Here is a 22,513-nt window from a genome sequence, read left to right on the forward strand (position 1 = left end):
GACCGACGGGCGGACGGACGCCGCTCAGCGGGCGCGGCGCCAGCTGATCCGGGAGTGCGGGCCGTGCGGGCCGCCGGCCAGCAGGGTGGCCAGCTCCTGCAGCACGGGCGCCGGGTCGCGGCGCAGCTGGAGCGGGGTGGTGCGGACGACCGGGAGGCCGGCGGCGGTGAGCCGGTTGGCCCGGGTGAGGCTCCGCTCGTGGTCGGCCGGGCGCAGGTGCCAGGCCCGGGAGTCGATCTCCAGCGCGACGCAGGCCCGCGGCCAGTAGGCGTCCGGCACCGCCAGGAACCGCCCGTCCAGGAACAGCACCGGGTTCCAGAGCGGCTCGGGCAGCCCGGCGCCGCGCACCGCGTCCCGGGCCTCGCCCTCGACCACGGACCGCACTCCGGCGGTCAGTTCCTCCACCACCCCGGCCAGCCTGGGCAGTTCGAGGGCGTCCGGCCGGGCCAGCAACTGGTCCAGCAGCTCGCCGAGTTCGCAGTGCCGGCGCTGGACGGCCTCGGCGCAGAGCGCGCGGAACCGGCGCCGTCCGCTTTCCCGGGGCGCGAGGTCGGCCAGGGCCCGGGCGACCGAGGTGCTCCAGAGCCCGTCGTCGCGTTCGAAGCCGCCGGGCATCGCCCCGCCCGCCCGGTGGATCCGGACGAACCCGTGGTCGGCGACCCGGCGCGGCCCGGGGATCAGCACGTCGACCTCGGTGAGGTCGGCGGGGTGCCCGGCGGACGGCAGTCCGGCGTCGGCCAGCACCGCCGCCCCGGTCAGCAGCACCTCCCCGGCCGGTACCGCGGCCCGCCCCTTGGGGCCGGCGTACGCGAGCGCCGCCCGCAGCCGTTGATGCGCCGTCAACCGCCCGGTCTGCAGGCAGATCACCCGGGGCAGCACCTGCTGCCACGGCCCGCCCGGCCGCAGCCGGTGCGCGATGGTGCCGGACGGCACGCCGAGCCCGCGCAGCTGGGCGCGGGTGGCGATGTGCTGCTGGTCAGCGCCGAGCAGCAGCAGCGGGTCGACGAAGCCGGTGGCACGGGTCATGCCCTGGGTGCTTCCCGCCCGGTTCGGCGGTATGCGGAACATCGCCCGCCGGGGGTGCCCCCGGTCAAACGGGATTGACGAACCGTCCGCCGAACCGCTGAGCTGGCCGGCGATGACGACCACTCACCCCACCCGCGCACTCGACGCCCTCGACGGCCTCTCCGTGGGCGACGCCCTCGGCGCCCAGTTCTTCGTCCCCGCCACCGCGCGGACCCACCTCACCGTCCGCACCGCCCCGCCCGGCCCCTGGCCGTGGACCGACGACACCGAGATGGCCTGTTCGGTGTACGCCGCGCACACCGAGCGCGGCGCCGTCGACACCTTCGACCTCACCCACGCCTTCGCCCGCCGGCACGACTTCGACCGCGGCTACGGGCCGGCCGCCAACCGGCTGCTGCGGCTGATCCGGGAGGGGGGTGACGCGCGGGCGCTGGCCGGGGAACTGTTCGACGGTCAGGGGTCGTTCGGCAACGGCGCCGCGATGCGGGTCGCCCCGCTCGGCGCGGCGTACGCGGACGACCCGGCCGCCGTGGTGGAGCCGGCGGCCGCGACCGCGGTGATCACGCACACCCATCCGCAGGCGGTGGCCGGGGCGGTCGCCGTGGCCGTGGCGGCGGCGTGTGCGGTGCGGGCGCGGAGCGGGCCGGTGACGCCGGGGGGTTACCTGGAGAGCGTGCGTGATCTCACACCGGCCGGGGCCGTCCGGGACGGGCTCACCGAGGCGCTCGCGCTGCTCGGGGAGCCGGACTTCCGGGTGGTCGCGCGGGTGCTCGGCAACGGCAGCCGGACCAGCGCGGCCGACACCGTGCCGTACGCGCTCTGGTGCGCGGCCCGCCGGCTCACCGACTACCCCGGGGCGGTCTGGGAGGCGGTGGGCGCGGGTGGGGACATGGACACCGTGGCCGCGATCACCGGCGGCGTGGTCGCCGCGCGCACCGGGACGGCGGGCATCCCCGCCGCCTGGCTGGCCGCCCGCGAGCCGCTGCCGGCCTGGGCCTTCCCCGAGCCGGGCGGTGTCGCGGGGGCGCCGGACCTGTCGGCGCCCCGGCCGTGTCCGGTGCCGGACGTGGTGTGGACCGACGAGCAGTGGCGGCGGCTCCGGACCGGGGCGGTCGCGGACGGCCCGGACGGCCGCTGGCGGGTCCGCACCCACGAGGGCCGGCTCCGGCTGTGCGACGCCGACGGCCGCCCCGGCTGGGAGCTGACGATCACTCCCGGCCGGGACGGGTGGCGTCCGGTGTCCGCTGTCGTCGAGGCGTGCCGCAGTCGCGCGCCCGAGTCGGGGGACGGCCGGAACACCGACCTGTTGGCCCGCCTGCTGCGGGCCGCCGCCGGAACCGGATCCTGACCGTCAGGCCGTGATCAGGTGCCCGGCGCCGCCGCCGTGTCTAAGGCACTCCTGGTTGATCGCCGGGTCCGGGGCGCTCGGCGAGGTGGCGGCGGCGATCCGGAGCTCGATGATGTCCCGGACGGCCGGCCACTCGGCGTCCAGGATCGAGTAGAACGCGGTGGACCGGACCACCCCGTCCAACCCGCGCGAGTGCGCCCGGCGGACGCCCTCGGAGGTCGCGCCGAGCCGCTCGATGGCCGCCCGCGACCGCAGGTTGCGGGCGTCGGCGCGGAGCGAGATCCGCTGCACGCCCCAGGCCTCGAAGGCGTGGCGCAGCATCAGCAGCTTGGCCTCGGTGTTGATGCCGCTGCCCTGGGCGCGCGGGGAGAGCCAGGAGTTGCCGATCTCGGCGGCGTCCGGGACGGCGGTGGCCGGATCGCCGAACGGCACGCCCGGCACCGGCGGCCACACCAGCGGGCCCCGCCAGTAATCGAGTTCCAGGAAACGGGTGGAGCCCACCACCCGGCCGTCCGCCTGGCTCACCGTCGCGAACGGCAGCGAGCGGCCGGCGGCCTGGTCGGCGAGGGCGCGGGCGATGTACTCCCGGGCCGCTTCCAGGCCGTGCGGGACGGGGGTGAAGGCGTAAGTCGTACGGTCCTCGGCGCCGGCCTTGGCGATGGCCTCGGCGTGGTGCGCGGCGAGGGGCTCCAGCCGCACGGTGCGGCCGGTGAGGATGACAGGTACGGGCACGGAACCTTCGGTCCTTCATCGGTCGGAGGGCGCTGGCCCGCGCCGGGATGCGGCTCGGATCAGCGGTGGACGGTTCGCCCCGCCCCGGAGTGCGCCCACCGGTACCCGTGCACGCCGGAGGTCCGGTCGGGCGGGGCGGGGGGCGACGGCCCGGAGACGGGCAGCGCGGTGCCGGAACGGACACGGGTCCACGGACCGGTCCGGCGGGCTGAGCGAGGGGACAGTGTGCGTCCGCGAGATGGCCGAAGAGGAAACGAGAGCGCGAAGGGAAGCAGGCGGCCAGGTGAAGGCAAGATGCGTCGTGGGTGGCTGGCCGAGCACCGGTCCGGGACGTGATCGACGGCGTTACGGACGACGTGACGACGACGCGACGATGCGAGGCAGCGAGAGGACGATACCCGCCAGAAGGCGGTGCGTCACTTCGCGGCACACGAATGGCCGCCGGATCAGGCCCCGAGCGGCCCGGATCGGCCGTCCGCCCGCTCCTGACCAGGGGTTTTCCCGCTGGGTGCGATCATGGTCCGGTCGGCCCGCGGTCGGGCGCGCCGAACGCCCGCCGGCGGCCGCCGGCCCGGCGGCGATGGCGGGAAACGTACCCGGGGGCGACGGGAATTCCGGCGGCGCCCCGCACGCTGCACGAGGAGAGCCGGGCACGAGTCCGACCGGCGGTGGACGACGCGCAGCGAGCTGCGACGAGTAGGGAAACGGGGTGTGGGTGAGCGGTGCGTGATCCCCAGGCGCTGTACGAGCTGGACCAGCAGGGCGTGGCGGCCGTGGCCGCGGCGAGGGCCGCGCTGGCCGACACCGGCGCGGGCCTGGTGCTGCTCCACCACTTCGAGGGCTTCATGGACGCCGGTGAGGCGGGCGCCCAGGTGGTCGACCACCTGCTGGAGACCGGCGAGCCGAAGGTGGTCGCCCGGTTCGACCACGACCGCCTGGTGGACTACCGGGCCCGCCGCCCCGCGATGGTCTTCGACCGCGAGCACTGGCAGTCCTACGACCCGCCGGAGATCCTGCTCCAGCTGGTCCACGACGCGGCCGGCTCGCCGTTCCTGCTGCTCACCGGCCCGGAGCCGGACGTCGAGTGGGAGCGGTTCATCGCGGCCGTCCGCGAGCTGGTGGAGCGCTTCGACGTCCGACTGACGCTCGACTTCCACGGCATCCCGATGGGCGTGCCGCACACCCGCCCGGTCGGCCTGACCCCGCACGGCAACCGGCTGGACCTCGCGGCGGGCTACCCGCAGTGGTTCGAGCAGGCCCAGGTCCCGGGCAGCGCGCAGGCCCTGCTGGAGTACCGGCTCGCCGAGGCCGGGCACGACGTGCTGGGCTTCGCCGTGCACGTGCCGCACTACGTGGCGCGCTCGGCGTACCCGGCGGCCGCGGTGCTGATCCTGGAGGCGGTGCAGTCCGCGACCGGGCTGGTGCTGCCCGGCACGCTGCTGCGCGAGCGGGTGGACGAGGTCTACGCCGACATCGAGGAGCAGCTGGCGCACGGCGACGGCGAGTTGCGTTCGGCGATCCGCGGCATGGAGGGCCAGTACGACGCGGTGGCGGGCGCCGAGGGCTGGGAGAGCCTGCTGGCCGAGCCGGTGGACCTGCCGTCGGCGGACGAGCTGGGCCGGCGGTTCGAGCAGTTCCTGGCCGAGCACGAGCGCGGGCCGGAGTAGGCCGGGGCCGGTACCGCGGATTCCCCGCCCCGGGCGGGAGCGATCCGGCGAGCCCGTCCGTTGGGCACTGCGGTGCCCGGGGGACGGGCTGTCGTGGGAAGAACGCCAACGGCTCCTACCCGGGGGGATCCCGTGCCACTGTCCGTACGCCCGACGCCGGTACGTCCGAGGTTCATGCGCGGCCCGGGGCCGGTGCGCCCCGGCGGCGCGCTCGCCGGCGCGCTGACCGCGGGCCTCGCCGTCGTGCTGGTCGCCGGCTGCTCCGGCTCGTCCGGCACCGACACCGCGCGCGCCGCGGCCGGGTCGGCCGCCCCCGCCGGACCGGCGCGCACGGCCGCCCCCACCCCGACGCCCACCCCGACGCCGACCCCGACGCCCCGGCCCACCGGCCCGTACGTGGCGCTCGGCGACTCCTACACGGCGGGCCTGAAGATCAGCCCGCAGGTGGGGGAGCCGAAGGGCTGCGCCCGTTCGTCGGTCAACTACCCGTCGCTGGTGGCCAGGGCGCTCGGCCTGCCGGAGGCGCAGTTCCGCGACGTCAGCTGCAGCGGCGCCCGGACCGGCGACCTCACCGGCGCCCAGTCGACCGACGGCGGCACCAACCCGCCGCAGCTGGACGCGCTCACCCCCGCCACCCGGCTGGTGACGGTCGGGATCGGCGGCAACGACGCCGGGTTCATGGAGGTCGTCGGCCAGTGCGCCAAGGAGAACCTGGTGGACGCGCTCAAGGGCCTGGTCGGCTCCGACCGGGCCCCGTCGCCGTGCCGGGACTCGTACGCGGTCGCGGGCGGCGGCGACCAGGTGCAGCGCAAGGTGGACGCGGCGGGCGAGCGGCTGGGCGAGACGCTGAAGGAGGTCCGGCGCCGCGCCCCGCAGGCCCGGGTCTACGTGGTCGGCTACCCGTCGCTGCTGCCGGCCGACCCGGCGGGCTGCGTCCCGGTGCTGGGCACCGCCGTGGCCGGCGCCGACCTGGGCTTCCTGGTGGAGAAGGAGCAGCAGCTCAACGCCATGCTGAAGCGGCGGGCGGAGGCGGCCGGCGCGGTCTTCGTGGACCTGGCGGCGCCCTCGGCGGGCCACGACATGTGCGCGGGCGAGGAGGCCCGCTGGGTGGAGCCGCCGTTCCCGGCGCACGGCCTGGCGGCGATCCACCCGAACGCCAGGGGGCAGGAGGGGGCCGCCGCGGCTGTCCTCAAGGCGGTCCGGGGCTGACGGGGCAGGGCGGACGGGGCAGGGGCGGGCCGTCACCGCCCGACCCGCCCGACCCGCCCGGCGCGCCCGGCGCACGGCCAAGGGTTCACGCCCCGGCCCACGCGCCGTCGCGCGCGGCACACTTCCGCTGTCGGAGGCGCGGCGTACCGTGAGGCTCATATGGATGACACCGCGCACCGCCTCACCGCCGCCCCGACTCCGAACCCGTACGACCGCGCCGCCGAGGCCCGCTGGGTGCCCGAACCGGACAAACGCCCGGGCCGCACGGGGTTCCAGCGCGACCGCGCCCGCGTGCTCCACTCCGCCGCCCTGCGCCGGCTGGCCGGCACCACCCAGGTGGTCGCCCCGATGCGCAGCGACTTCCCCCGCACCCGGCTGACCCACTCGCTGGAGTGCGCCCAGGTCGGCCGGGAGCTGGGCGCCGCCCTCGGCTGTGACCCGGATCTCGTCGAGACCGCCTGCCTGGCCCACGACATCGGCCACCCGCCGTTCGGCCACACCGGCGAGGAGGCGCTCGACCAGGCCGCCGAGGCCTGCGGCGGCTTCGAGGGCAACGCGCAGTCGCTGCGCATCCTGACCCGCCTGGAGCCCAAGCGGTTCGCCCCGCAGGACGAGACGCCCGCCCGGCTCGCCCCCTGGCCCGGCCGCAGCGTCGGCCTCAACCTGACCCGGGCCGCGCTGGACGCCGCCACCAAGTACCCGTGGACGCACGGCGCCCACCCCACCGACCCGGCCTCGCCCAAGTACGGCGTCTACGCCGACGACCTGCCGGTGTTCCGCTGGCTGCGGGCCGGCTCCCCGGCCGGGCGCAAGTGCTTCGAGGCCACCGTGATGGACTGGTCCGACGACGTCGCCTACTCGACCCACGACGTCGAGGACGGCCTCCAGGCCGGCCACATCGACCCGGCCGTGCTGCACGCCCCGAGCGAGCGCGCCGAGCTGTTCAAGGTCGCCGAGCGCTACGCCCGGGACGCCGAGCCCGAGGAGCTGGCCGCCGCCCTGGACCGGCTGCTCGCCCAGGAGTGGTGGCCGCGCTCGTACGACGGCACCGCCCGCGCCCGGGCCGGGCTGAAGGACCTCACCAGCCAGCTGATCGGCCGGTTCTGCCTGGCCGCCGAGCAGGCCACCCGGGCCCGCTACGGCCCCGGCCGGCTGACCAGGTACGGGGCCGAGCTGGTGGTGCCGCGCGAGGTGCGGCTGGAGTGCGCGGTGCTCAAGGCGGTCGCGGTCCGGTTCGTGATGCAGCGCGACGAGCAGGCCCAGCTCCGGGCCCGGCAGCGGATCGTGATCGCCGAGCTGGCCTACGTCCTCAACGAGCGCGCGCCCGAGGGGCTGGACCCGGTGTTCGCCGCGCAGTACCACGAGGCGGAGGACGACCGGGCCGCCCTGCGCGCGGTGATCGACCAGATCGCCACCCTCACCGACGCCTCCGCCCTGGCCCTGCACGGCAAGCTGGTCGGCGCGGCCTGGACGTGACGGCGGGCCCGGCCCGGAGGTGACGGCGGGCGGGCGGAAACGGCCCGCCGGAAACCCCGGCCGCCCCAGTAGACTTCCGGGGTGGCCGGGCGGATCAGGGACGAAGACGTGCAGGCGGTGCGGAGCGCACTGCCGATCGACGCGGTGGTCGGCGACTACGTACAGCTGACCAACGGTGGCGGTGGCGAGTACAAGGGCGTCTGCCCCTTCCACGACGAGAAGTCCGCCTCCTTCTACGTCAACCCCGCCAAGGGCGTCTTCCACTGCTTCGGCTGCCAGGAGAACGGCGACACCATCGCCTTCCTGATGAAGATCGAGCACTTCACCTTCGCCGAGGCCGTCGAGCGGATGGCCGCCCAGGCCGGCATCACCCTCCGTTACGAGGAGGGCGGCTACAGCCCGCGCCACCAGCAGGGCGAGCGCACCCGCCTGGTCGAGGCGCACAAGGTGGCCTCCGCCTGGTACCAGGAGCAGCTCGGCTCCCCGGAGGCCGAGATCGGCCGCCGCTTCCTGGCCGAGCGCGGCTTCGACGAGGAGGCCGCGAAGACCTTCGGCGTCGGCTACGCCCCGGCCGGCTGGGAGAACCTGGTCCGCTACCTGCGCGGCAAGGGCTTCACGGACAAGGAGATCCTGCTCGGCGGCCTGGCCTCGCAGGGCCAGCGCGGCGGTCTGATCGACCGGTTCCGCGGCCGGCTGGTCTGGCCGATCCGCGACATCGCCGGCGAGGTGGTCGGCTTCGGCGCCCGGCGGCTGCGCGAGGACGACAACGGGCCGAAGTACCTCAACACCCCCGAGACGCCGATCTACAAGAAGTCGCACGTGCTCTACGGCATCGACCTGGCGAAGAAGGAGATCGCCAAGTCGGGCCGGGCGGTGGTGGTCGAGGGCTACACCGACGTGATGGCCTGCCACCTGGCCGGGGTGACCTCGGCGGTGGCGACCTGCGGCACGGCGTTCGCCGAGGACCACATCAAGATCATCCGCCGGCTGCTGATGGACACCTCGCAGTACCGCGGCGAGACCGTCTTCACCTTTGACGGCGACGCGGCCGGCCAGAAGGCGGCCCTGCGCGCCTTCGAGGACGACCAGAAGTTCGCCGCCAAGACCTCGATCGCGGTCAGCCCCGGCGGCATGGACCCGTGCGACCTGCGGCTGGCCAAGGGCGACGACGCGGTCCGCGAGCTGATCGACAACCCGGTCCCGCTGTTCGAGTTCGCGCTGCACTCGGTGGTCGCCAAGCACCGGGTCGACATCCCCGAGGGCCGCTCGGCGGCGCTGGAGGAGGCGGCGCCGATCGTCGCCAAGATCAAGGACCGCTCGATCCAGCACGAGTACGCCGTCCGGCTGGCCGGCATGCTCGGCATCCTGGACGAGCCGTTCGTGGTCCGCCGGGTCTCCCAGCTGGCCCGCTGGGACCGCGAGCGCCAGCAGAACCCGCGCGGCAACGGCCAGCTCCGCCGCCCCGAGCCGGCCCAGCAGGTCCGCCCGGCCCGGCCCGCCTTCGTGCTCAACCCGCGCGACCCGGCCCAGTTCGTCGAGCGCGAACTGCTCAAGCTGGCCCTCCAGCACCCGGACCTGGTCGCCCCGGCCTTCGACAACTACGGCGAGGACGAGTTCCCGACCCCGCCGTACACGGCCGTGCGCCGCGCGCTCGGCCAGGCCGGCGGCGCCGCGTACGGGGCCACCCTGGCCGACTTCACCGCCGTGGTGCGCGAGGCCTGCCCGGACGACCAGGTGCGGTCGCTGGTCACCGAGCTGACCGTGGAACCGGTGCGCTCGCGCCGCAAGGTGGACGCGATCTACGCGGGGGAGTTCCTGGTCAAGCTGCGGCTGCTGGCCGTGGACCGGCGGGTGAACGAGGTCCGCGCCCACCTCCAGCGGCTCGGCAACCGGGCCGAGCCCGAGGCGCTGCACGCCGTGCAGACCGAGCTGTGGCAGCTCCAGCAGTACGGGCAGCTGCTGCGCAGCCAGGGCTCCGCCGCGCTCTGACGGGCGCTCCCCGCGGCCCCGGCCGCGCGGGCCGGGCGTGCTACCCGGCGCGGGGCCGGGCGCAGAAAGTCCGCGCACGAGTCTCGGCCACGGAGTGTGGCGTGCCGCACACTGGAGGGCGTCCTACCTCCGTACAGCGCGGGTCCGCCAGAGTCGCGCCCGCCCCGAGGGATGCCCGTGGACCGAGGCCTTGCCGCGACCGCCCAGCCGACCACCGACCCGCTCGCCCCGCCTCCTCCGCACGACGACCCCGGCCCGCCCGAGGCCCACGGCCGGGCGGGCACACCGCCCCCGGACGGGGCCCGGGTGCCCGCACAGGACCGGCCGGCCGGCCACCCCGAGGCCGCCGAAGCCGAGGCCGAGCCCGCCGACCCCGCCGACCCCGACCCCGATCCGGACACCGAGCCCGAGGCGGAGACAGAGGCAGAGCCCGGGACCGGCACCGATTCGAGCAGCCCGGCGGCCGACCTGCTCCGCCAGTACCTCCGCGAGATCGGCCGGGTCCGGCTGCTCACCGCCGTCGAGGAGGTCGAACTGGCCCGCCGGATCGAGGCCGGCCTCTTCGCCGAGGAACGGCTGGACCGGGACCCGCCGCCCGCCGACGCACTCGCCCGCGAGCTGGACACCCTGGTGGTGATCGGCCGGCTCGCCAAGCGCCGGCTGATCGAGGCCAACCTGCGGCTGGTGGTCTCCGTCGCCAAGCGCTACGTCGGCCGCGGCCTGACCCTGCTCGACCTGGTCCAGGAGGGCAACCTCGGCCTGATCCGGGCGGTGGAGAAGTTCGACTACGCCCGCGGCTACAAGTTCTCCACCTACGCGACCTGGTGGATCCGCCAGGCGATGAGCCGCGCGCTGGCCGACCAGGCCCGGACGATCCGGGTGCCGGTGCACGTCGTCGAGCTGATCAACCGGGTGGTGCGGGTGCAGCGCTCGCTGCTCCAGGAGCGCGGGACCGAACCGGGCCCGGCCGACATCGCGGCCGTCCTGGAACTCACCGAACACCGGGTCCGCGAGCTGCTCCGGCTGGCCCAGGAGCCGATCTCGCTGCACACCCCGGTCGGCGAGGAGGACGACGTGGCGCTCGGCGACCTGATCGAGGACGCCGACGCGGCCTCACCCGCCGAGTCCGCCGCCTTCCTGCTGCTGCGTCAGCACCTGGAGGCGGTGCTGGCCACCCTCGGCGAGCGCGAGCGCCAGGTGGTCCAGCTCCGCTACGGCCTGGACGACGGGCGGCCGCGCACGCTGGAGGAGATCGGCGTGCTGTTCGGCGTCACCCGGGAGCGGATCCGCCAGATCGAGTCGAAGACCCTGGTCAAGCTCCGCGACCACGCCTTCGCCGCCCAGCTCCGCGGCTACCTGGATTAGGACGCCGGGGTGGTGGCCGGGGGCGGGGAGGCCGGGCCGATCGGGATCGGGGTGGAGGCGACCAGCCGGGCCAGGTTGGCGACGCTGTTGGTGCAGGAGGCGCCCTCGGGCTGGCTCTGGCGGCCGCAGACCTGGAAGGTGACCGCCGGGTCGGCCGCGTTCACCATCCACGAGTAGTTGTCGTAGCCCCAGTGGATCAGCGCCGTCTCCGTCTCACCGGAGCTGGTGGTGACGGTCGCCTGGTCGCCCGGCTGGCCCTCGGTGATCGCGGCCCAGGCGGCCTGGCACTTCTGGCTGTAGCGGAGGTAGACGACGACCTTGCCGATGTTGGTGGTCTGCAGGGTCCGGGCGTCGCCGCCGCAGCCGGTCGCCTTGGGGTCCTTGTGGGAGCAGCCGATCGCCTGGCAGGCGGGGACCGGCGGCGCGGGGTTGGTGGCCGAGGAGACGGCGGGGGAGGGCGGGGAGACCGGGGCGACCGGGTTGGTCGGGGTGCCGGTGTCCGCCGAGGCGGTCGGCTGTCCGCCGGCGGTGGTCGGCGTCACCTCCTCCCCCTCCGCGAACGAGGTGTAGCGCACCACGGCGAGGACCAGCAGCAGCACCGCCACCACCGCGGCGGTGATCAGTGCCACCGGCCGGCCCAGCACCCGGCCGGTCGCCGGGGCCGCGGGCTCGGGGACGGCGGCCTCCGCGACCACCACGGGCGCGGCCGTGACCTCGGGGCCGGTGCCGGTCTCCCGCTCCTCGGCCCCGGACGGCGCGACCTCGGGCTCGACCGGCTCCGCCGGCTCGACCGTCTCCACCGGTGCCACGGCCGCCACGGCGGCCACGGCCTCCGCCGCCGGCTCCCCGGCCACGGACTCCGCCCAGAGCGCCCGCAGCGCCGGACCGTCGCACTCCACGGCGCCGATCAGCGCGTCGAGCGCCTGCTCGGTGATGACCCGCTTGCCGTTCAGCCAGCGCTCCCAGGAGGCCCGGCTGTAGTGGGTGCGGGCGGCCAGCTCGGAGAGCGAGAGCCCGGTCGCGTCCTTGACGGCGCGCAGCTCCTCGGTCAGGCGTCCGGCGGGGGCGGACAGGTCGTCCGGCAGCTGCTTCCAGGCGGAACCCATGCGTTCTTCCAAACATCCGAGGCGGGCGGGGCGGGAGCGGCGGGCCCGTCGGGGCCCTGCTCCGGGCCCGGGTGGGCGTCTCGCGTCTCAAACCTCAGCGGCCCGGCGTCCCAAAAGCCTGGTCCCGGCGCTGAGACGGACGGAAGTGTCTCACAACCCCGGGAGACGCTCGAACATTCATGTGCTCGTGGGGCATTGTTCTCTGGCCGGTGCGGTTCGCCGCCCGGTTCCTTCGTCCGGGCACCGTTCGTACGGGCCCTGACGCTCTGCCGTTCCTGGCCCCCACGGGTCCGTGGCAGCCTCACGGGGGGAGGCTGCCCCGGGCCACAGGGACGCGCGGCGGGGAGGTCGCGCTTGCGTGCCGCCCTCCCCGCCGCGATCATCCGCCGGCCGCCCACGAGACCGGCCGCCCACGAGACCGGCCGCCCACGAGACCGGCCGCCCACGAGACCGGCCGCCCACGAGACCGGCCGCCCACGAGAGCGGGGACCGCGCTCCTCAGTGGTGGAAGCCCGTCCGGGCCGGCACCCCGAGCTCCTGGAGCGGCACCGGCTGCCGGCGCAGCTCCGGCAGCAGCCGGCCCAGATCACCGAGCAGCAGGTCCGCGAGGTCGCGGGAGAAGCCGTTGCGGCAGACCACCCGCAGCACCGAGAGGTCCTCCCGGTTCGCCGGGAAGGTGTACGCGGGCACCTGCCAGCCGCGCTCGCGCAGCCGCCGGGACACGTCGAAGACGTCGAACGGCACGCCGTCCGCCGTGGTGAGCGCGAACACCGGCAGCTGGGTGCCCCGGGTCAGCAGCCGGAAGTCGCCGAGCTCCTCGATCGCCCCGGCCAGGTAGCCGGCCACCTCCCGGCAGGCGCCCTGGACCGCCCGGTAGCCGGCCCGGCCGAGCCGCAGGAAGGTGTAGTACTGGCCGATCACCTGGGCGCCGGGCCGGGAGAAGTTCAGGGCGAAGGTCGGCATCTCGCCGCCCAGGTAGTTGACCCGGAACACCAGCTCCTCGGGCAGCGCCTCGTGGTCGCGCCAGAGCGCCCAGCCGACGCCGGGGTAGACCAGCCCGTACTTGTGGCCGGAGGTGTTGACGGAGACGACCCGGGGCAGCCGGAAGTCCCAGACCAGCTCCTCGTCCAGGAACGGCGCGATCATGCCGCCGGAGGCGCCGTCCACGTGGACCGGGACGTCCAGGCCGGTGCGCCGCTGGAGGTCGTCGAGCGCGGCGCAGATCTCCGCGACCGGTTCGTAGGAGCCGTCGAAGGTCGAGCCGAGTACGCCGACCACGCCGATGGTGTCCCGGTCGCAGAGCGCCACCGCCTGCTCGGGGCCGAGGTGGAAGCGCTCGCCCTCCATCGGGGCGGTGCGCGCGTCGACCTCCCAGAAGGTGCAGAACTTCTCCCAGCAGACCTGCACGTTGACGCCCATCACCAGGTTGGGCCGGGCGCCGGCCGCGTAGCGGTGGGCGTTGCGCTGCATCCAGCGGCGCTTGAGCGCGAGGCCGGCCAGCATGCAGGCCTCGCTGGAGCCGGTGGTGGAGCAGCCGACGGCGGCGTCCGGGTCGGGGGCGTGCCACAGGTCGGCGAGGATCGCCACGCAGCGCCGCTCCAGTTCGGCGGTCTGCGGGTACTCGTCCTTGTCGATCATGTTCTTGTCGAGGCACTCGGTCATCAGCCGGGTGGCCTGCACCTCCATCGAGGTGGTGACGAAGGTGGCCAGGTTGAGCCGCGCGTTCCCGTCCAGCATCAGCTCGTCGTGGATCAGCTGGTACGCGGTGTCGGCCGGGACCGGGCCGTCGCCGAGCCGGTGCAGCGGCGGCGCCAGCTCCATCGCGCCGAGCGGGTCGGCGGCGGTGCCGACGAACGGGCCGACGTTCAGCCGGCGGTCGTCACCGGCTCCCTCGTGGAGTGCCATGGGATCCTGCCGCCCTTCCGTCCGGTGGCCGCGTCGCCTCCCACGCTGCCACCGGCCGCCGGGTGACGCATCTTCACCGCCCGGCCGGGTGCCGCTCCCCGTCCGGTTCCCGTCCGTCGGCTCGCGTCCGGCCGGCTCAGCCGGCGGTCTCCGGGTGGATCTGCTCGCGGGCGGCCCGGTACTGCTGACGGACCGCCGAACCGACCGGCAGGTCGTGCTCGCCGTCCGGGGCGGCGGTGACCGCCTCCGGCAGCTCCCAGCGCGGCGGCTCGGGCGTGCCGGCCAGCGCCCAGGCGGCCTGCCGGGCCGCGCCGCGCGCCGCGTGCGCGCCGGGCGGCGGGACCACCACCGGGACGCCGAACAGCTGCGGGGCGACGTGCCGGACGGCCTGCAGCCGCCCGGCGGCACCCAGCAGGAAGACCCGCTTGATCTCGACGCCCCGGGCGCGCAGCACGTCCAGGGCGTCGGCGCTGTTGCAGAGCATGCCCTCGACGGCGGCCCGGGCCAGGTGCTGAGGGGCCATCGACTCGGCCCGCAGACCGGTCAGGGTGCCGGCCGCGTGCGGCAGCGCGGGCGTCCGCTCGCCGTCCAGGTAGGGGAGCAGCACCAGCCCGTACGCGCCGGGGGAGGACTGCATCGCGAGGTCGCTGAGGCCCTCCAGGTCGCGGCCGAGCAGGGCGGCGGTGGAGCGGAGCACCTGGGCGGCGTTCAGGGTGGCGACCATCGGCAGGTGCCGGCCGGTGGCGTCGGCGAAGGAGGAGACCAGCCCGGTGGCGTCCACCACGGCCTGCTCGTGCACCGCGAAGATCGTCCCGGCGCTGCCCAGCGAGACCACCGCGTCGCCGGGGCCGAGGCCGAGGCCGAGCGCGGCGGCCATGTTGTCGCCGGTGCCGGCCGAGATCAGCAGGCCTTCGGGGGTGTGGCCGGCGGGTTCGGCCGGGCCGAGCACGTCCGGGACCCGCAGCGGGTGGCCGAGCGCCAGCTCGACCAGGTCCTGCCGGTACTCGCCGGTGATCGGGGACCAGTAGCCGGTGCCGGAGGCGTCGCCCCGGTCGGTGGTGCGGCGCTTGGGGTGGCCGAGCAGCTGCCAGACCAGCCAGTCGTGCGGCAGCAGCACCTCGGCGATCCGGCGGGCGTTGGCGGGCTCGAACTCGGCCAGCCAGCGCAGCTTGGCGATGGTGTACGTGGGGCCGGGGACGGCGCCGATGGCCGCTGTCCAGGCGGCCGGGCCGCCGAGCGCGTCCAGCAGGGTGGCGGCCGCGCCGCTGGAGCGCGGGTCGTTCCAGAGGATCGCGGGCCGGACCAGGACGCCGCCGGCGTCCAGGCCGATCATGCCGTGCTGCTGGGCGCTGACGCCGATCGCCCGGACGCCCTCCAGCAGGCCGCCGGCGGCGGCGTCGCCGAGCGAGTGCAGCCACAGCTGCGGGTCGGTCTCGCCGGGCCGCGTGTCCGGGCCCTCCGCGACGGGGTGGGGGGCCTTGCCGGAGCGCAGGACCGCGCCGGTCTCGGAGTCGCACGCGACGATCCGGGTGCGACCGGTCGAGCTGTCTATCCCCGCGACGATGGCCATAGTCGAGATCATGCCTCAGCGGTCGTCCGGGCGCGGCCCGGCCGGGGAAATATCCGCCCCGGCCGGTCACCGCGCCCCGGAACGGGTCCTACGGCCGGAAGGTGCCCCAGGCGTCGTCCTCGGCCTTGGGCCGGTTGAAGTACGGCACCCGGTCGGTGACGGCGCTGGGCAGCCGGTCGCCGACCTTGTCCGTGATGGCTCCGGCGGCCTTCCCGGCGACCGCGCCGGCCTGCTGCCTCGCCTTGTCGGCCGCGCCCTGGACCGTGGGGTTCTGGGCGACCTGCCGGGTGATCCTGGCGATCTGCTCGTACCGCTGGCGCCCCGCCCGCGTGCCCAGGACATAGCCCGTCGCGAGTCCGACGCCGAACGACAGCTTCCACATGATCGGATTCCACCCTCTCCTGGCGGCCATTGCCGCATTGCCCTACCCGTCTGTCGGGACGGTGAACCGTCGGTGACCCCAGCATCCACGGGCGGTGCGCCGGGCGCGCGGGGGGCGCGCCGGGCGGTCGTCGGTGGCGCCGGGGAAAGCGATTGGCGGACCACCCCCCCGAGTGCGCTAATGTATGTCCCGCAGCGAACGCCGAGGAGCCCGGGAGACCGGGAGCCGGAGCGGGAAGCTCGATCCCCCATAGCTCAATTGGCAGAGCAGCCGACTGTTAATCGGCAGGTTATTGGTTCGAGTCCAATTGGGGGAGCTCGGGTGGCGGCCCCTAGGGTCCACCGCCCAGCCGTGGTACGGCAGTTGTGTACCGCGATCCCGCATAGCTCAATTGGCAGAGCAGCCGGCTGTTAACCGGCAGGTTTTTGGTTCGAGTCCAAATGCGGGAGCTGCACCGGGTGCGCCCGGTGACTGCTCAGAGCGAAGGCCCCTCGGATGACCGGGGGGCCTTCGTGTTGCTCCGGGACCCCCGCACGGGGTGACGGTGCTCACTCCGCGCTCACTCCACGGCCAGCTGGTAGAGCTCGGCGACCCGGTCGTCGAAGGCGACGCTGTACGAGGTGCCCTCGGTCTCGCCGCCCTCCTGGTAGCCGCCGATCACGCCGATCACCCGGCCGTTGGTGGTCAGCCACGGGCTGCCGCTGGTGCCGTCGGTGTAGCCGCCGCAGTCGAAGCGCTCCTGGGTCGGGCTCTGCGAGCTGGTCAGGCCCGAGCAGGTGATCGGCTCGTCGCGCTCGTTGGGGTAGCCGGTGACCGAGACCGCCAGCCCGAAGCCCTGGCCGGTGCCCAGCGGGTTGCCGCCGACCGCGTCCTCCACCTGCCGGCCGTTGAGCGCCCGCACGGTGACGAACGCCACGTCGTACTCGGGGTCGTCGTCGGCGACCCAGCGCGGATCGACGGTGACCGACTCCACCTGCCAACTCCCGTACGGGGAGTAGCCGTTGCGGTAGCCCGGGGTGAACACCAGGCCGTCCAGCAGACCGATCCGGCGGCTCTGCACGCAGTGCGCGGCGGTCACCAGGAGGTTCCGCCGCGGGCTCTGCACCACGCTCGCCGTGCACGCCCTGGGTCCCTGCGCGGTGCGCACCGACAGGGTGCCGACCCGGTCCCAGGCCGGGTTCGGCGGGGCCACCTCGGCCGTCCGGTCCCGCTGCTCCCCGCCGCAGGCCATCGCGGCGGCCAGCAGCAGGGCCGCCAGGGCGACCGTCCTGGCCGCGCGCGCGGGCCGTACCGGGCGGGAGGCCATCGGGGCTCCGTCTCGTCCTCGGGGCGGGCGCTGCGGGTGATGCGGTCCGCCGTTCGAGAGGAAGATCTACCAGGCGGGGCCGGTCCGCGCCACCGCCGCCCCCTCACGCCCCGTCACCCGCCCCGTCAGGCGCCCCGCCGACGGGCGCCGGGCCGCCGCCGCCCGCGCGCGCACCCATGTGCGCCCCTGGCGCGCACCACGGGTGATCGACCGGCTATGCTGCCCGGGACGGCCTTTCGGGGCCGTCTGCTGCTGCCGCGACCGCCTCGCCGTCGCGCGCGGCCGAACCGGGGCGGTAGCTCAGCCGGTTAGAGCAGGGGACTCATAATCCCTTGGTCGTGGGTTCGAGTCCCACCCGCCCCACCTTCGCCGTCGTCCGGATTGACCGGACTTGACCAGGTGCGGTCATCTGCACGAACTCTAGTGACCGCCGCCGCCCCCGACCGCATCGACAGGCGGGGAGTCACTCGAACAGGTCCGCGCCGGGTGCGCGTTGACGCCCCGGGCCCGGGTGGGCCGTCTCCAATGCGATCCGGGACGGCGTCCCAAAGCGCAGCTCAGCGGCCTGGGACGGGGTGGGACGGGGCCGGCGGGCGTTCGGACGGCGTTCGAGGGGGTGCGGGCGCGCCTACGGTTGGGCCGTCGCCGGGCAGGGGGTCCGGCGGCCCGCACACCGTACGAGAGTTGGGGAACGCACCATGAAGCTGAACACGAAGGCGGCTCTGGGCAAGGGGGCGGTCGCGCTGACCGCGGCGCTCCTGGTGGTCGGCGCCGGCGCTTCGGCGGCGAGTGCCAAGGTGGGCGCGCGCAACATCCGCTACGGCGACCGCGGCTCGGCCGTGACCTGCGTCCAGCTGGCGCTCAACCACTACAACTCGACCCGCTCGATGCCGCATCCCGAGATGGCCCTGAGCGTGGACGGGCAGTTCGGCGGCGAGACGCTGCGGGTGCTGAAGGCCTACCAGTCGGCGCAGGGCCTCGACGCGGACGGCGTGGTCGGCCCGAACACCGGTGACCGGCTGTACTGGGCGAACCTGCACACCTCCGACCCGTACTGCTACTCGGTCATGCCGACCTGGAGCTGAGGCCCGGCACCGGCGCCCGCCGCCCCCTCCCCGGCCCGGGAGGGGGCGGCGGGCGCCTTTCGTATCCTGGGCGGATGCTCGAAGCCGCCCGACTGCCGACCCCGCTGGTGGACTGCCCCGACGAGGCGCTGGCCCGGGCGGGGGTGGAGCTGCGGCTGAAGCGGGACGACCTGGCGCACCCGCTGGTGCCGGGGAACAAGTGGCGCAAGCTGGCGCCGAACCTGGCGGCGGCGGTCGAGCAGGGCCACACCCGGCTGCTGACCTTCGGCGGCGCGTACTCGACCCACCTGCGGGCGGTCGCGGTGGCGGCCGGGGCGCTGGGGCTGGCGAGCGTCGGACTGGTGCGCGGGGAGGAGCTGGCGGACGCGCCGCGGAACTGGTCGCTGCGGGCCGCCGAGGCGGCCGGGATGGAGCTGGTGTTCCTGTCCCGGGCCGACTACCGGGAGGCGGCCGGACGGAGCGCCCTCGGCCCCGCCGGGGACGCCGGGCGGCTGGAGCGCTGGGGACGGTGCCTGGTGCTGCCCGAGGGCGGGTCGAACGCCCTGGCGGCGCGCGGGGCGGCGGCGGTCGCCGCGGAGCTGACCGACCTCGGGGAGCGGGACGTGGTCTGCTGCCCGGTCGGGACCGGCGGCACGCTGGCCGGGATCGCGGCCGGGCTGCCGCCGGGCGCGCGGGCGCTCGGGGTGGCGGTGCTGCGCGGCGGGGCCGGCTACCTGGAGGGCGAGGTGGCCCGGCTGCACCGGGAGGCGTACGGGCGGGAGTTCGCCGGCTGGCGGATCGACCACGACCACCACGGCGGCGGGTACGGACGGGTGCCGGCCGCGCTGGAGGAGTTCGCGGCCGGCTTCGAACGGCGGCACGGCGTCGCCCTGGAGCGCCGCTACGTGGCCAAGCTGCTGGCCGCCCTGTACGACCTGGCGGCGGCCGGCGCCTTCCCGCCCGGCACCCGGCTGACCGCCGTGGTCACCGGCCTGCCGGACCCGGTCTGACGGGCTCGGTCAGCCGAAGGTGAGGTTGGCGCAGGGGTCGGTGTCGGCGGTGCGGCTGTTCTCGGCGATGCCGCTGGGCATGGCGCTGGGGAGCGGCCCGGTGGGCGCGGCGGCCGGGGTGCCGGGGGCGCCCGGGGTGGCGTCGGCGGTGGGCGCGCCGGCGGCCGGGCGGTAGTCGCGGCCGAGCGTGACGGTGACGCCCTCGGAGCCGGGCTCCTCGGTCAGCCGGGCGCCCGGGAAGAGCGCGGCGAGCTGGTCGGCGACGGCCTTGAACGGCGGGTCGTAGGCGATCTCGGTGCGCAGCCGGCCGCCGGTGGTCTGGCCGAGCGAGACGTTCTGGAAGCCCTGGGCGCGGATCGCCGCGGAGCCCCGGCCGGCCAGGCCGTCGGTGCCGACGCCGTTGATCACGGTGACCGGGGCGGCGAGCTGCTCGGCGCTGAGCGGGGTGGCGGTCGGCGCGGGGGTCTGCGCACCGGCGGAGGCCGAGGGCGAGGGGGTGGCGGTCGCGCCGTCGGCGACCTGGCCGGTGCTCTGGCCGTCCAGGGTGCGGTCCTCGCGCAGCAGCCGCCACAGGGTGTCGACGTCCGGGTGGACCAGGGCGACCCGGTCGCCGGCGTAGCGCCAGGGGGTGGTGACGAAGGTGATGTCGGAGAGCTTGATCTGCTGCAGCGACTGGGCGAAGTCGACCAGCTTCATCGCGGTGCCGAGGCCCTCGTCGACGGTGAGCGACTTGGTGGCGGCGTCGGCGAGCGGGAGCAGGGTGGGGAGTGAGAAGCCCTGGCCCTGGATCTTGCGGATCATCGAGGAGAGGAAGGCCTGCTGGCGCTTCATCCGGCCGATGTCGGAGTTGTCGCCGAAGCCGTAGCGGGCGCGCAGGTAGTCGACGGCCGGCGGGCCGGATATCTTCTGCGGGCCCTTCTTGAGCTTGATGTTGTGCGAGTTGACGTCGTTGGGGACGCAGACGTCGACGCCGTTGATGGCCTCGGTCATCGCGGAGACGCCCTTGAAGTCGACCACGATGGTGTGGTCCACCCGCAGGCCGGTCAGCGCCTCGACGGTGTTCTGGGTGCAGGCCGGGTTGCCGTTGGCGGAGGCGCCGATGGTGAACGCCTCGTTGAACATCTGGTTGGCCTTGGGCTTGGTCCAGTCGCCGTTCGGCAGCCGGCAGGCCGGGATGGTGACCAGGGTGTCCCGGGGTATGGAGACGCCGACGGCGTGCTTGCGGTCCGCGTATATGTGCAGCAGGATCGCGGTGTCGGAGTGGCCGACGCCCTCGTCGCCGCCGCCGAGGTCGGCGTTGCCGTCGTTGCGGGTGTCCGAGCCGAGCAGCAGGACGTTGACCGGCACCGAGGCGCCCGGGGTGACCGGGACCGGCGCGGGCGGCCGCTCGGTGGCGACGCCGCCGGCGTCGAAGGTGGTGATGTTGGTGTCGAGCCGGTGGTAGAACCAGGCTCCGGCACCCGCCACGGTCAGCACCAGGACGGCGGCGAGGCCTATCACGGTCCGTACGACACGCCGACGGCGCGAGCTGGCGCTCATCCTTCCCGTCCCCCCGTTTTCCGTTCTCGTTCCCACCCCGCACCGTCCGATGGGGCGGACAGGTGCCTGGTCTTCGAACGTTAGACGTTCCAGGGGAGTGTTCGGTTACCTCCGATCGGCGGCCAATTCCGGCGCCGGTGCTGTGATGCTGCTCACGCTCCGGTGTCGGCGGCGCCGGTCAGCATCCGGCGGAGCAGGTCGCGCAGCTGGGTCCGCTCCTCCGGGCCGAGCGCGGCCAGCGGTTCGCGGGCGAAGTTGAGCGACTCGCGCAGCTCCTCGGAGGCGGTGGCGCCGGTGTCGGTGGCGGCGACCAGCTTGACCCGGCGGTCCTGCCGGTCGGCCTGCCGGGTGACGAAGCCGCGGGTCTCCAGCCGGTCGACGATGCCGGTGATGTTGGACGGCTCGCAGCTGAGCGTCTGGGCGATCTGGCGCATGGGCATCGGCCCGCGCCGGAGCAGGGCGAGGACCTTGGCCTGCGCTCCGGTGAGCGAGCGGGCGGCGGCGGCCTCCTCGTACTCGCGGTGGAAGAGCGCGACCAGATTGGCCATCAGGTCGACGACCTCGCGGGTGATCTCGTCGGACTGCGGTGCGGTGGACCGGGTCGGCTGGGTCTCCATGGTCACCAGTCTACCTGAACAGTTGACAAGGTGAACCTTTCATGCCCATTGTTACTTCACCGATTCAACCTTTCAGGTAGGGAGATCATCATGGCCGCCGACCCGACCGCGCCCACCGCGTCGGAAGCGCCCGCCACCGCCCGCGAGTGGCACCTCGCCGCCCGCCCCCAGGGCTGGCCGGTCCCGGCCGACTTCGCCCTGGTCGAGGCGCCGGTCCGGACCCCGGGCCCGGGCGAGGTCCTGGTCCGCAACGCCTTCCTGTCGGTCGACCCCTACATGCGCGGCCGGATGAACGACATGAAGTCCTACATCCCGCCGTTCCAGCTCGGCCGGGCCATGGACGGCGGCGCCGTCGGCTACGTGGTGGCCTCCGAGGCCGAGGGCTTCGCCCCGGGCGACGCCGTGCTGCACGGGCTCGGCTGGCGCGAGTACGCCACCGTCCCGGCCAAGCTCGCGGTCAAGGTGGACCCGGCGGCCGCGCCGCTCTCCGCCTACCTCGGCGTGCTCGGCATGCCCGGCCTCACCGCCTACGCGGGCCTGCTGTCGGTCGGCGCGCTCAAGGAGGGCGACCGGGTCTTCGTCTCCGGCGCGGCCGGCGCGGTCGGCTCGCTGGTCGGCCAGATCGCCAAGCTCAAGGGCGCCGCGCTGGTGGTCGGCTCGGCCGGCTCGGCGGAGAAGGTCGCCAAGCTGACCGGGGACTACGGCTTCGACGCCGCCTTCAACTACAAGGACGGCCCGGTCGGCGAGCAGCTCGCCAAGGCCGCCCCGGACGGCATCGACCTCTACTTCGACAACGTCGGCGGCGACCACCTGGAGGCCGCGATCAGCGCCCTCGGCGTGCACGGCCGCGCCGTGCTGTGCGGGGCCATCGCCCAGTACAACGACACCTCCGCCCCGGCCGGCCCGCGCAACCTGGCGATGGCCATCGGCAAGCGGCTGCGCCTGGAGGGCATCCTGGTCGGCGACCACGCCGCGCTCCAGCCGCAGTTCGTCGCCGAGGTCGCCGGCTGGCTGAAGGAGGGCGGCCTGCGCTTCGACGAGACCGTGGTGGACGGCTTCGAGAACACCCCCGAGGCCTTCCTCGACCTGCTGCGCGGCGGCAACACCGGCAAGATGGTGGTCCGCCTGGACGGCTGACCCGCCGTCACCCGCAACCGCCCCGCGTCGCCCGCCGACGCGGGGCGGTTTGCGTACCCGGCGGA

General features: G+C 75.0%; 18 protein-coding genes and 3 tRNA genes. 12 read left to right on the forward strand and 9 right to left on the reverse strand.

Translation table 11 applies throughout. From position 1 onward, the window contains the following. Positions 1-24: 24 nt before the first annotated feature. Positions 25-1,026, reverse strand: coding sequence for a hypothetical protein (locus tag AB0N76_RS10320; protein WP_363555247.1), 1,002 nt, complete (start codon positions 1,024-1,026; stop codon positions 25-27). Between the two features lie 112 nt (positions 1,027-1,138). Between AB0N76_RS10320 and AB0N76_RS10325 the strand changes: the two genes are divergently transcribed. Then, complete coding sequence (locus AB0N76_RS10325) at positions 1,139-2,374, forward strand: ADP-ribosylglycohydrolase family protein (RefSeq protein WP_363555249.1); 1,236 nt, start codon at positions 1,139-1,141, stop codon at positions 2,372-2,374. Positions 2,375-2,377: 3 nt separating this feature from the next. On the opposite strand, the gene AB0N76_RS10330 is transcribed toward AB0N76_RS10325, so the two are convergent. Next, a complete protein-coding gene (locus AB0N76_RS10330; protein ID WP_363555251.1) occupies positions 2,378-3,106 on the reverse strand; it encodes a GNAT family protein in 729 nt (242 codons plus the stop codon). Positions 3,107-3,828: 722 nt separating this feature from the next. Between AB0N76_RS10330 and AB0N76_RS10335 the strand changes: the two genes are divergently transcribed. From AB0N76_RS10335 to AB0N76_RS10355, 5 genes are all read left to right on the forward strand, one after another. Beyond that, positions 3,829-4,773 (forward strand): PAC2 family protein, encoded by a 945-nt coding sequence (locus AB0N76_RS10335; RefSeq protein ID WP_363555253.1) that lies wholly within the window; start codon positions 3,829-3,831, stop codon positions 4,771-4,773. 174 nt (positions 4,774-4,947) lie between these two features. Continuing rightward, on the forward strand, positions 4,948-5,982 hold the full coding sequence (locus AB0N76_RS10340) for an SGNH/GDSL hydrolase family protein (protein WP_363555255.1): 1,035 nt from the start codon (positions 4,948-4,950) through the stop codon (positions 5,980-5,982). 159 nt (positions 5,983-6,141) lie between these two features. Next, complete coding sequence (locus AB0N76_RS10345) at positions 6,142-7,458, forward strand: deoxyguanosinetriphosphate triphosphohydrolase (protein ID WP_363555257.1); 1,317 nt, start codon at positions 6,142-6,144, stop codon at positions 7,456-7,458. Positions 7,459-7,539: 81 nt separating this feature from the next. Then, complete coding sequence (gene dnaG / locus AB0N76_RS10350) at positions 7,540-9,447, forward strand: DNA primase (RefSeq protein WP_363555259.1); 1,908 nt, start codon at positions 7,540-7,542, stop codon at positions 9,445-9,447. 177 nt (positions 9,448-9,624) lie between these two features. Further along, a complete protein-coding gene (locus AB0N76_RS10355; RefSeq protein WP_363555261.1) occupies positions 9,625-10,812 on the forward strand; it encodes an RNA polymerase sigma factor in 1,188 nt (395 codons plus the stop codon). On the opposite strand, the gene AB0N76_RS10360 is transcribed toward AB0N76_RS10355, so the two are convergent. The 4 genes from AB0N76_RS10360 to AB0N76_RS10375 form a co-directional block, all read right to left on the reverse strand. Then, positions 10,809-11,918, reverse strand: coding sequence for a DUF2690 domain-containing protein (locus tag AB0N76_RS10360; protein WP_363555263.1), 1,110 nt, complete (start codon positions 11,916-11,918; stop codon positions 10,809-10,811). The two genes, AB0N76_RS10355 and AB0N76_RS10360, sit on opposite strands and share 4 nt — an antisense overlap. A 498-nt stretch (positions 11,919-12,416) precedes the next feature. Next, complete coding sequence (locus AB0N76_RS10365; RefSeq protein ID WP_363555265.1) at positions 12,417-13,823, reverse strand: glutamate decarboxylase; 1,407 nt, start codon at positions 13,821-13,823, stop codon at positions 12,417-12,419. A gap of 136 nt (positions 13,824-13,959) precedes the next feature. Further along, positions 13,960-15,393 (reverse strand): FGGY family carbohydrate kinase, encoded by a 1,434-nt coding sequence (locus AB0N76_RS10370; protein ID WP_363555267.1) that lies wholly within the window; start codon positions 15,391-15,393, stop codon positions 13,960-13,962. Positions 15,394-15,481: 88 nt separating this feature from the next. Continuing rightward, on the reverse strand, positions 15,482-15,778 hold the full coding sequence (locus tag AB0N76_RS10375) for a hypothetical protein (protein ID WP_363555329.1): 297 nt from the start codon (positions 15,776-15,778) through the stop codon (positions 15,482-15,484). A gap of 240 nt (positions 15,779-16,018) precedes the next feature. On the opposite strand from AB0N76_RS10375, the gene AB0N76_RS10380 reads away from it, so the two are divergent. Beyond that, positions 16,019-16,091: transfer RNA gene (locus AB0N76_RS10380), tRNA-Asn, on the forward strand. A 60-nt stretch (positions 16,092-16,151) separates the two neighbouring features. After that, positions 16,152-16,224 (forward strand) — tRNA-Asn (locus AB0N76_RS10385). A gap of 110 nt (positions 16,225-16,334) precedes the next feature. Here the strand turns inward: AB0N76_RS10385 and AB0N76_RS10390 are convergent. Then, positions 16,335-17,081, reverse strand: coding sequence for a trypsin-like peptidase domain-containing protein (locus AB0N76_RS10390; RefSeq protein ID WP_363555269.1), 747 nt, complete (start codon positions 17,079-17,081; stop codon positions 16,335-16,337). 289 nt (positions 17,082-17,370) lie between these two features. Here AB0N76_RS10390 and AB0N76_RS10395 point away from each other — a divergent pair. The 3 genes from AB0N76_RS10395 (at position 17,371) to AB0N76_RS10405 (ending at position 19,155) form a co-directional block, all read left to right on the forward strand. Next, positions 17,371-17,444, forward strand: a tRNA-Ile gene (locus tag AB0N76_RS10395). A gap of 335 nt (positions 17,445-17,779) precedes the next feature. Further along, on the forward strand, positions 17,780-18,166 hold the full coding sequence (locus AB0N76_RS10400; protein ID WP_363555271.1) for a peptidoglycan-binding domain-containing protein: 387 nt from the start codon (positions 17,780-17,782) through the stop codon (positions 18,164-18,166). Positions 18,167-18,240: 74 nt separating this feature from the next. Then, a complete protein-coding gene (locus tag AB0N76_RS10405) occupies positions 18,241-19,155 on the forward strand; it encodes a pyridoxal-phosphate dependent enzyme (RefSeq protein ID WP_363555273.1) in 915 nt (304 codons plus the stop codon). Positions 19,156-19,164: 9 nt separating this feature from the next. On the opposite strand, the gene AB0N76_RS10410 is transcribed toward AB0N76_RS10405, so the two are convergent. Next, the gene (locus AB0N76_RS10410) at positions 19,165-20,694 is read right to left on the reverse strand and encodes an LCP family protein (RefSeq protein WP_363555275.1); all 1,530 of its coding nucleotides are present in this window, start codon (positions 20,692-20,694) and stop codon (positions 19,165-19,167) included. Positions 20,695-20,846: 152 nt separating this feature from the next. Continuing rightward, positions 20,847-21,311, reverse strand: coding sequence for a MarR family transcriptional regulator (locus AB0N76_RS10415; RefSeq protein WP_363555277.1), 465 nt, complete (start codon positions 21,309-21,311; stop codon positions 20,847-20,849). 90 nt (positions 21,312-21,401) lie between these two features. Here AB0N76_RS10415 and AB0N76_RS10420 point away from each other — a divergent pair, with 90 nt between their 5' ends. Further along, positions 21,402-22,448, forward strand: a complete 1,047-nt coding sequence (locus AB0N76_RS10420; RefSeq protein WP_363555279.1) for an NADP-dependent oxidoreductase — start codon at positions 21,402-21,404, stop codon at positions 22,446-22,448. The last annotated feature ends 65 nt before the right edge of the window (positions 22,449-22,513 follow it).

This window comes from Kitasatospora sp. NPDC093806 (assembly GCF_040683335.1).
In the GTDB taxonomy this organism is placed as follows: Bacteria; Actinomycetota; Actinomycetes; order Streptomycetales; family Streptomycetaceae; genus Kitasatospora.

Excerpts from the sequence above, each read along its gene's own strand:
- AB0N76_RS10415 (WP_363555277.1), bottom strand. The coding sequence starts at position 21,311 with ATGGAGACCCAGCCGACCCGGTCCACCGCACCGCAGTCCGACGAGATC.
- AB0N76_RS10410 (WP_363555275.1), bottom strand. The coding sequence starts at position 20,694 with ATGAGCGCCAGCTCGCGCCGTCGGCGTGTCGTACGGACCGTGATAGGC.
- AB0N76_RS10400 (WP_363555271.1), top strand. The coding sequence starts at position 17,780 with ATGAAGCTGAACACGAAGGCGGCTCTGGGCAAGGGGGCGGTCGCGCTG.
- AB0N76_RS10420 (WP_363555279.1), top strand. The coding sequence starts at position 21,402 with ATGGCCGCCGACCCGACCGCGCCCACCGCGTCGGAAGCGCCCGCCACC.
- AB0N76_RS10390 (WP_363555269.1), bottom strand. The coding sequence starts at position 17,081 with ATGGCCTCCCGCCCGGTACGGCCCGCGCGCGCGGCCAGGACGGTCGCC.
- AB0N76_RS10320 (WP_363555247.1), bottom strand. The coding sequence starts at position 1,026 with ATGACCCGTGCCACCGGCTTCGTCGACCCGCTGCTGCTGCTCGGCGCT.
- AB0N76_RS10345 (WP_363555257.1), top strand. The coding sequence starts at position 6,142 with ATGGATGACACCGCGCACCGCCTCACCGCCGCCCCGACTCCGAACCCG.
- AB0N76_RS10325 (WP_363555249.1), top strand. The coding sequence starts at position 1,139 with ATGACGACCACTCACCCCACCCGCGCACTCGACGCCCTCGACGGCCTC.
- AB0N76_RS10340 (WP_363555255.1), top strand. The coding sequence starts at position 4,948 with ATGCGCGGCCCGGGGCCGGTGCGCCCCGGCGGCGCGCTCGCCGGCGCG.
- AB0N76_RS10370 (WP_363555267.1), bottom strand. The coding sequence starts at position 15,393 with ATGGCCATCGTCGCGGGGATAGACAGCTCGACCGGTCGCACCCGGATC.
- AB0N76_RS10365 (WP_363555265.1), bottom strand. The coding sequence starts at position 13,823 with ATGGCACTCCACGAGGGAGCCGGTGACGACCGCCGGCTGAACGTCGGC.
- AB0N76_RS10405 (WP_363555273.1), top strand. The coding sequence starts at position 18,241 with ATGCTCGAAGCCGCCCGACTGCCGACCCCGCTGGTGGACTGCCCCGAC.
- AB0N76_RS10360 (WP_363555263.1), bottom strand. The coding sequence starts at position 11,918 with ATGGGTTCCGCCTGGAAGCAGCTGCCGGACGACCTGTCCGCCCCCGCC.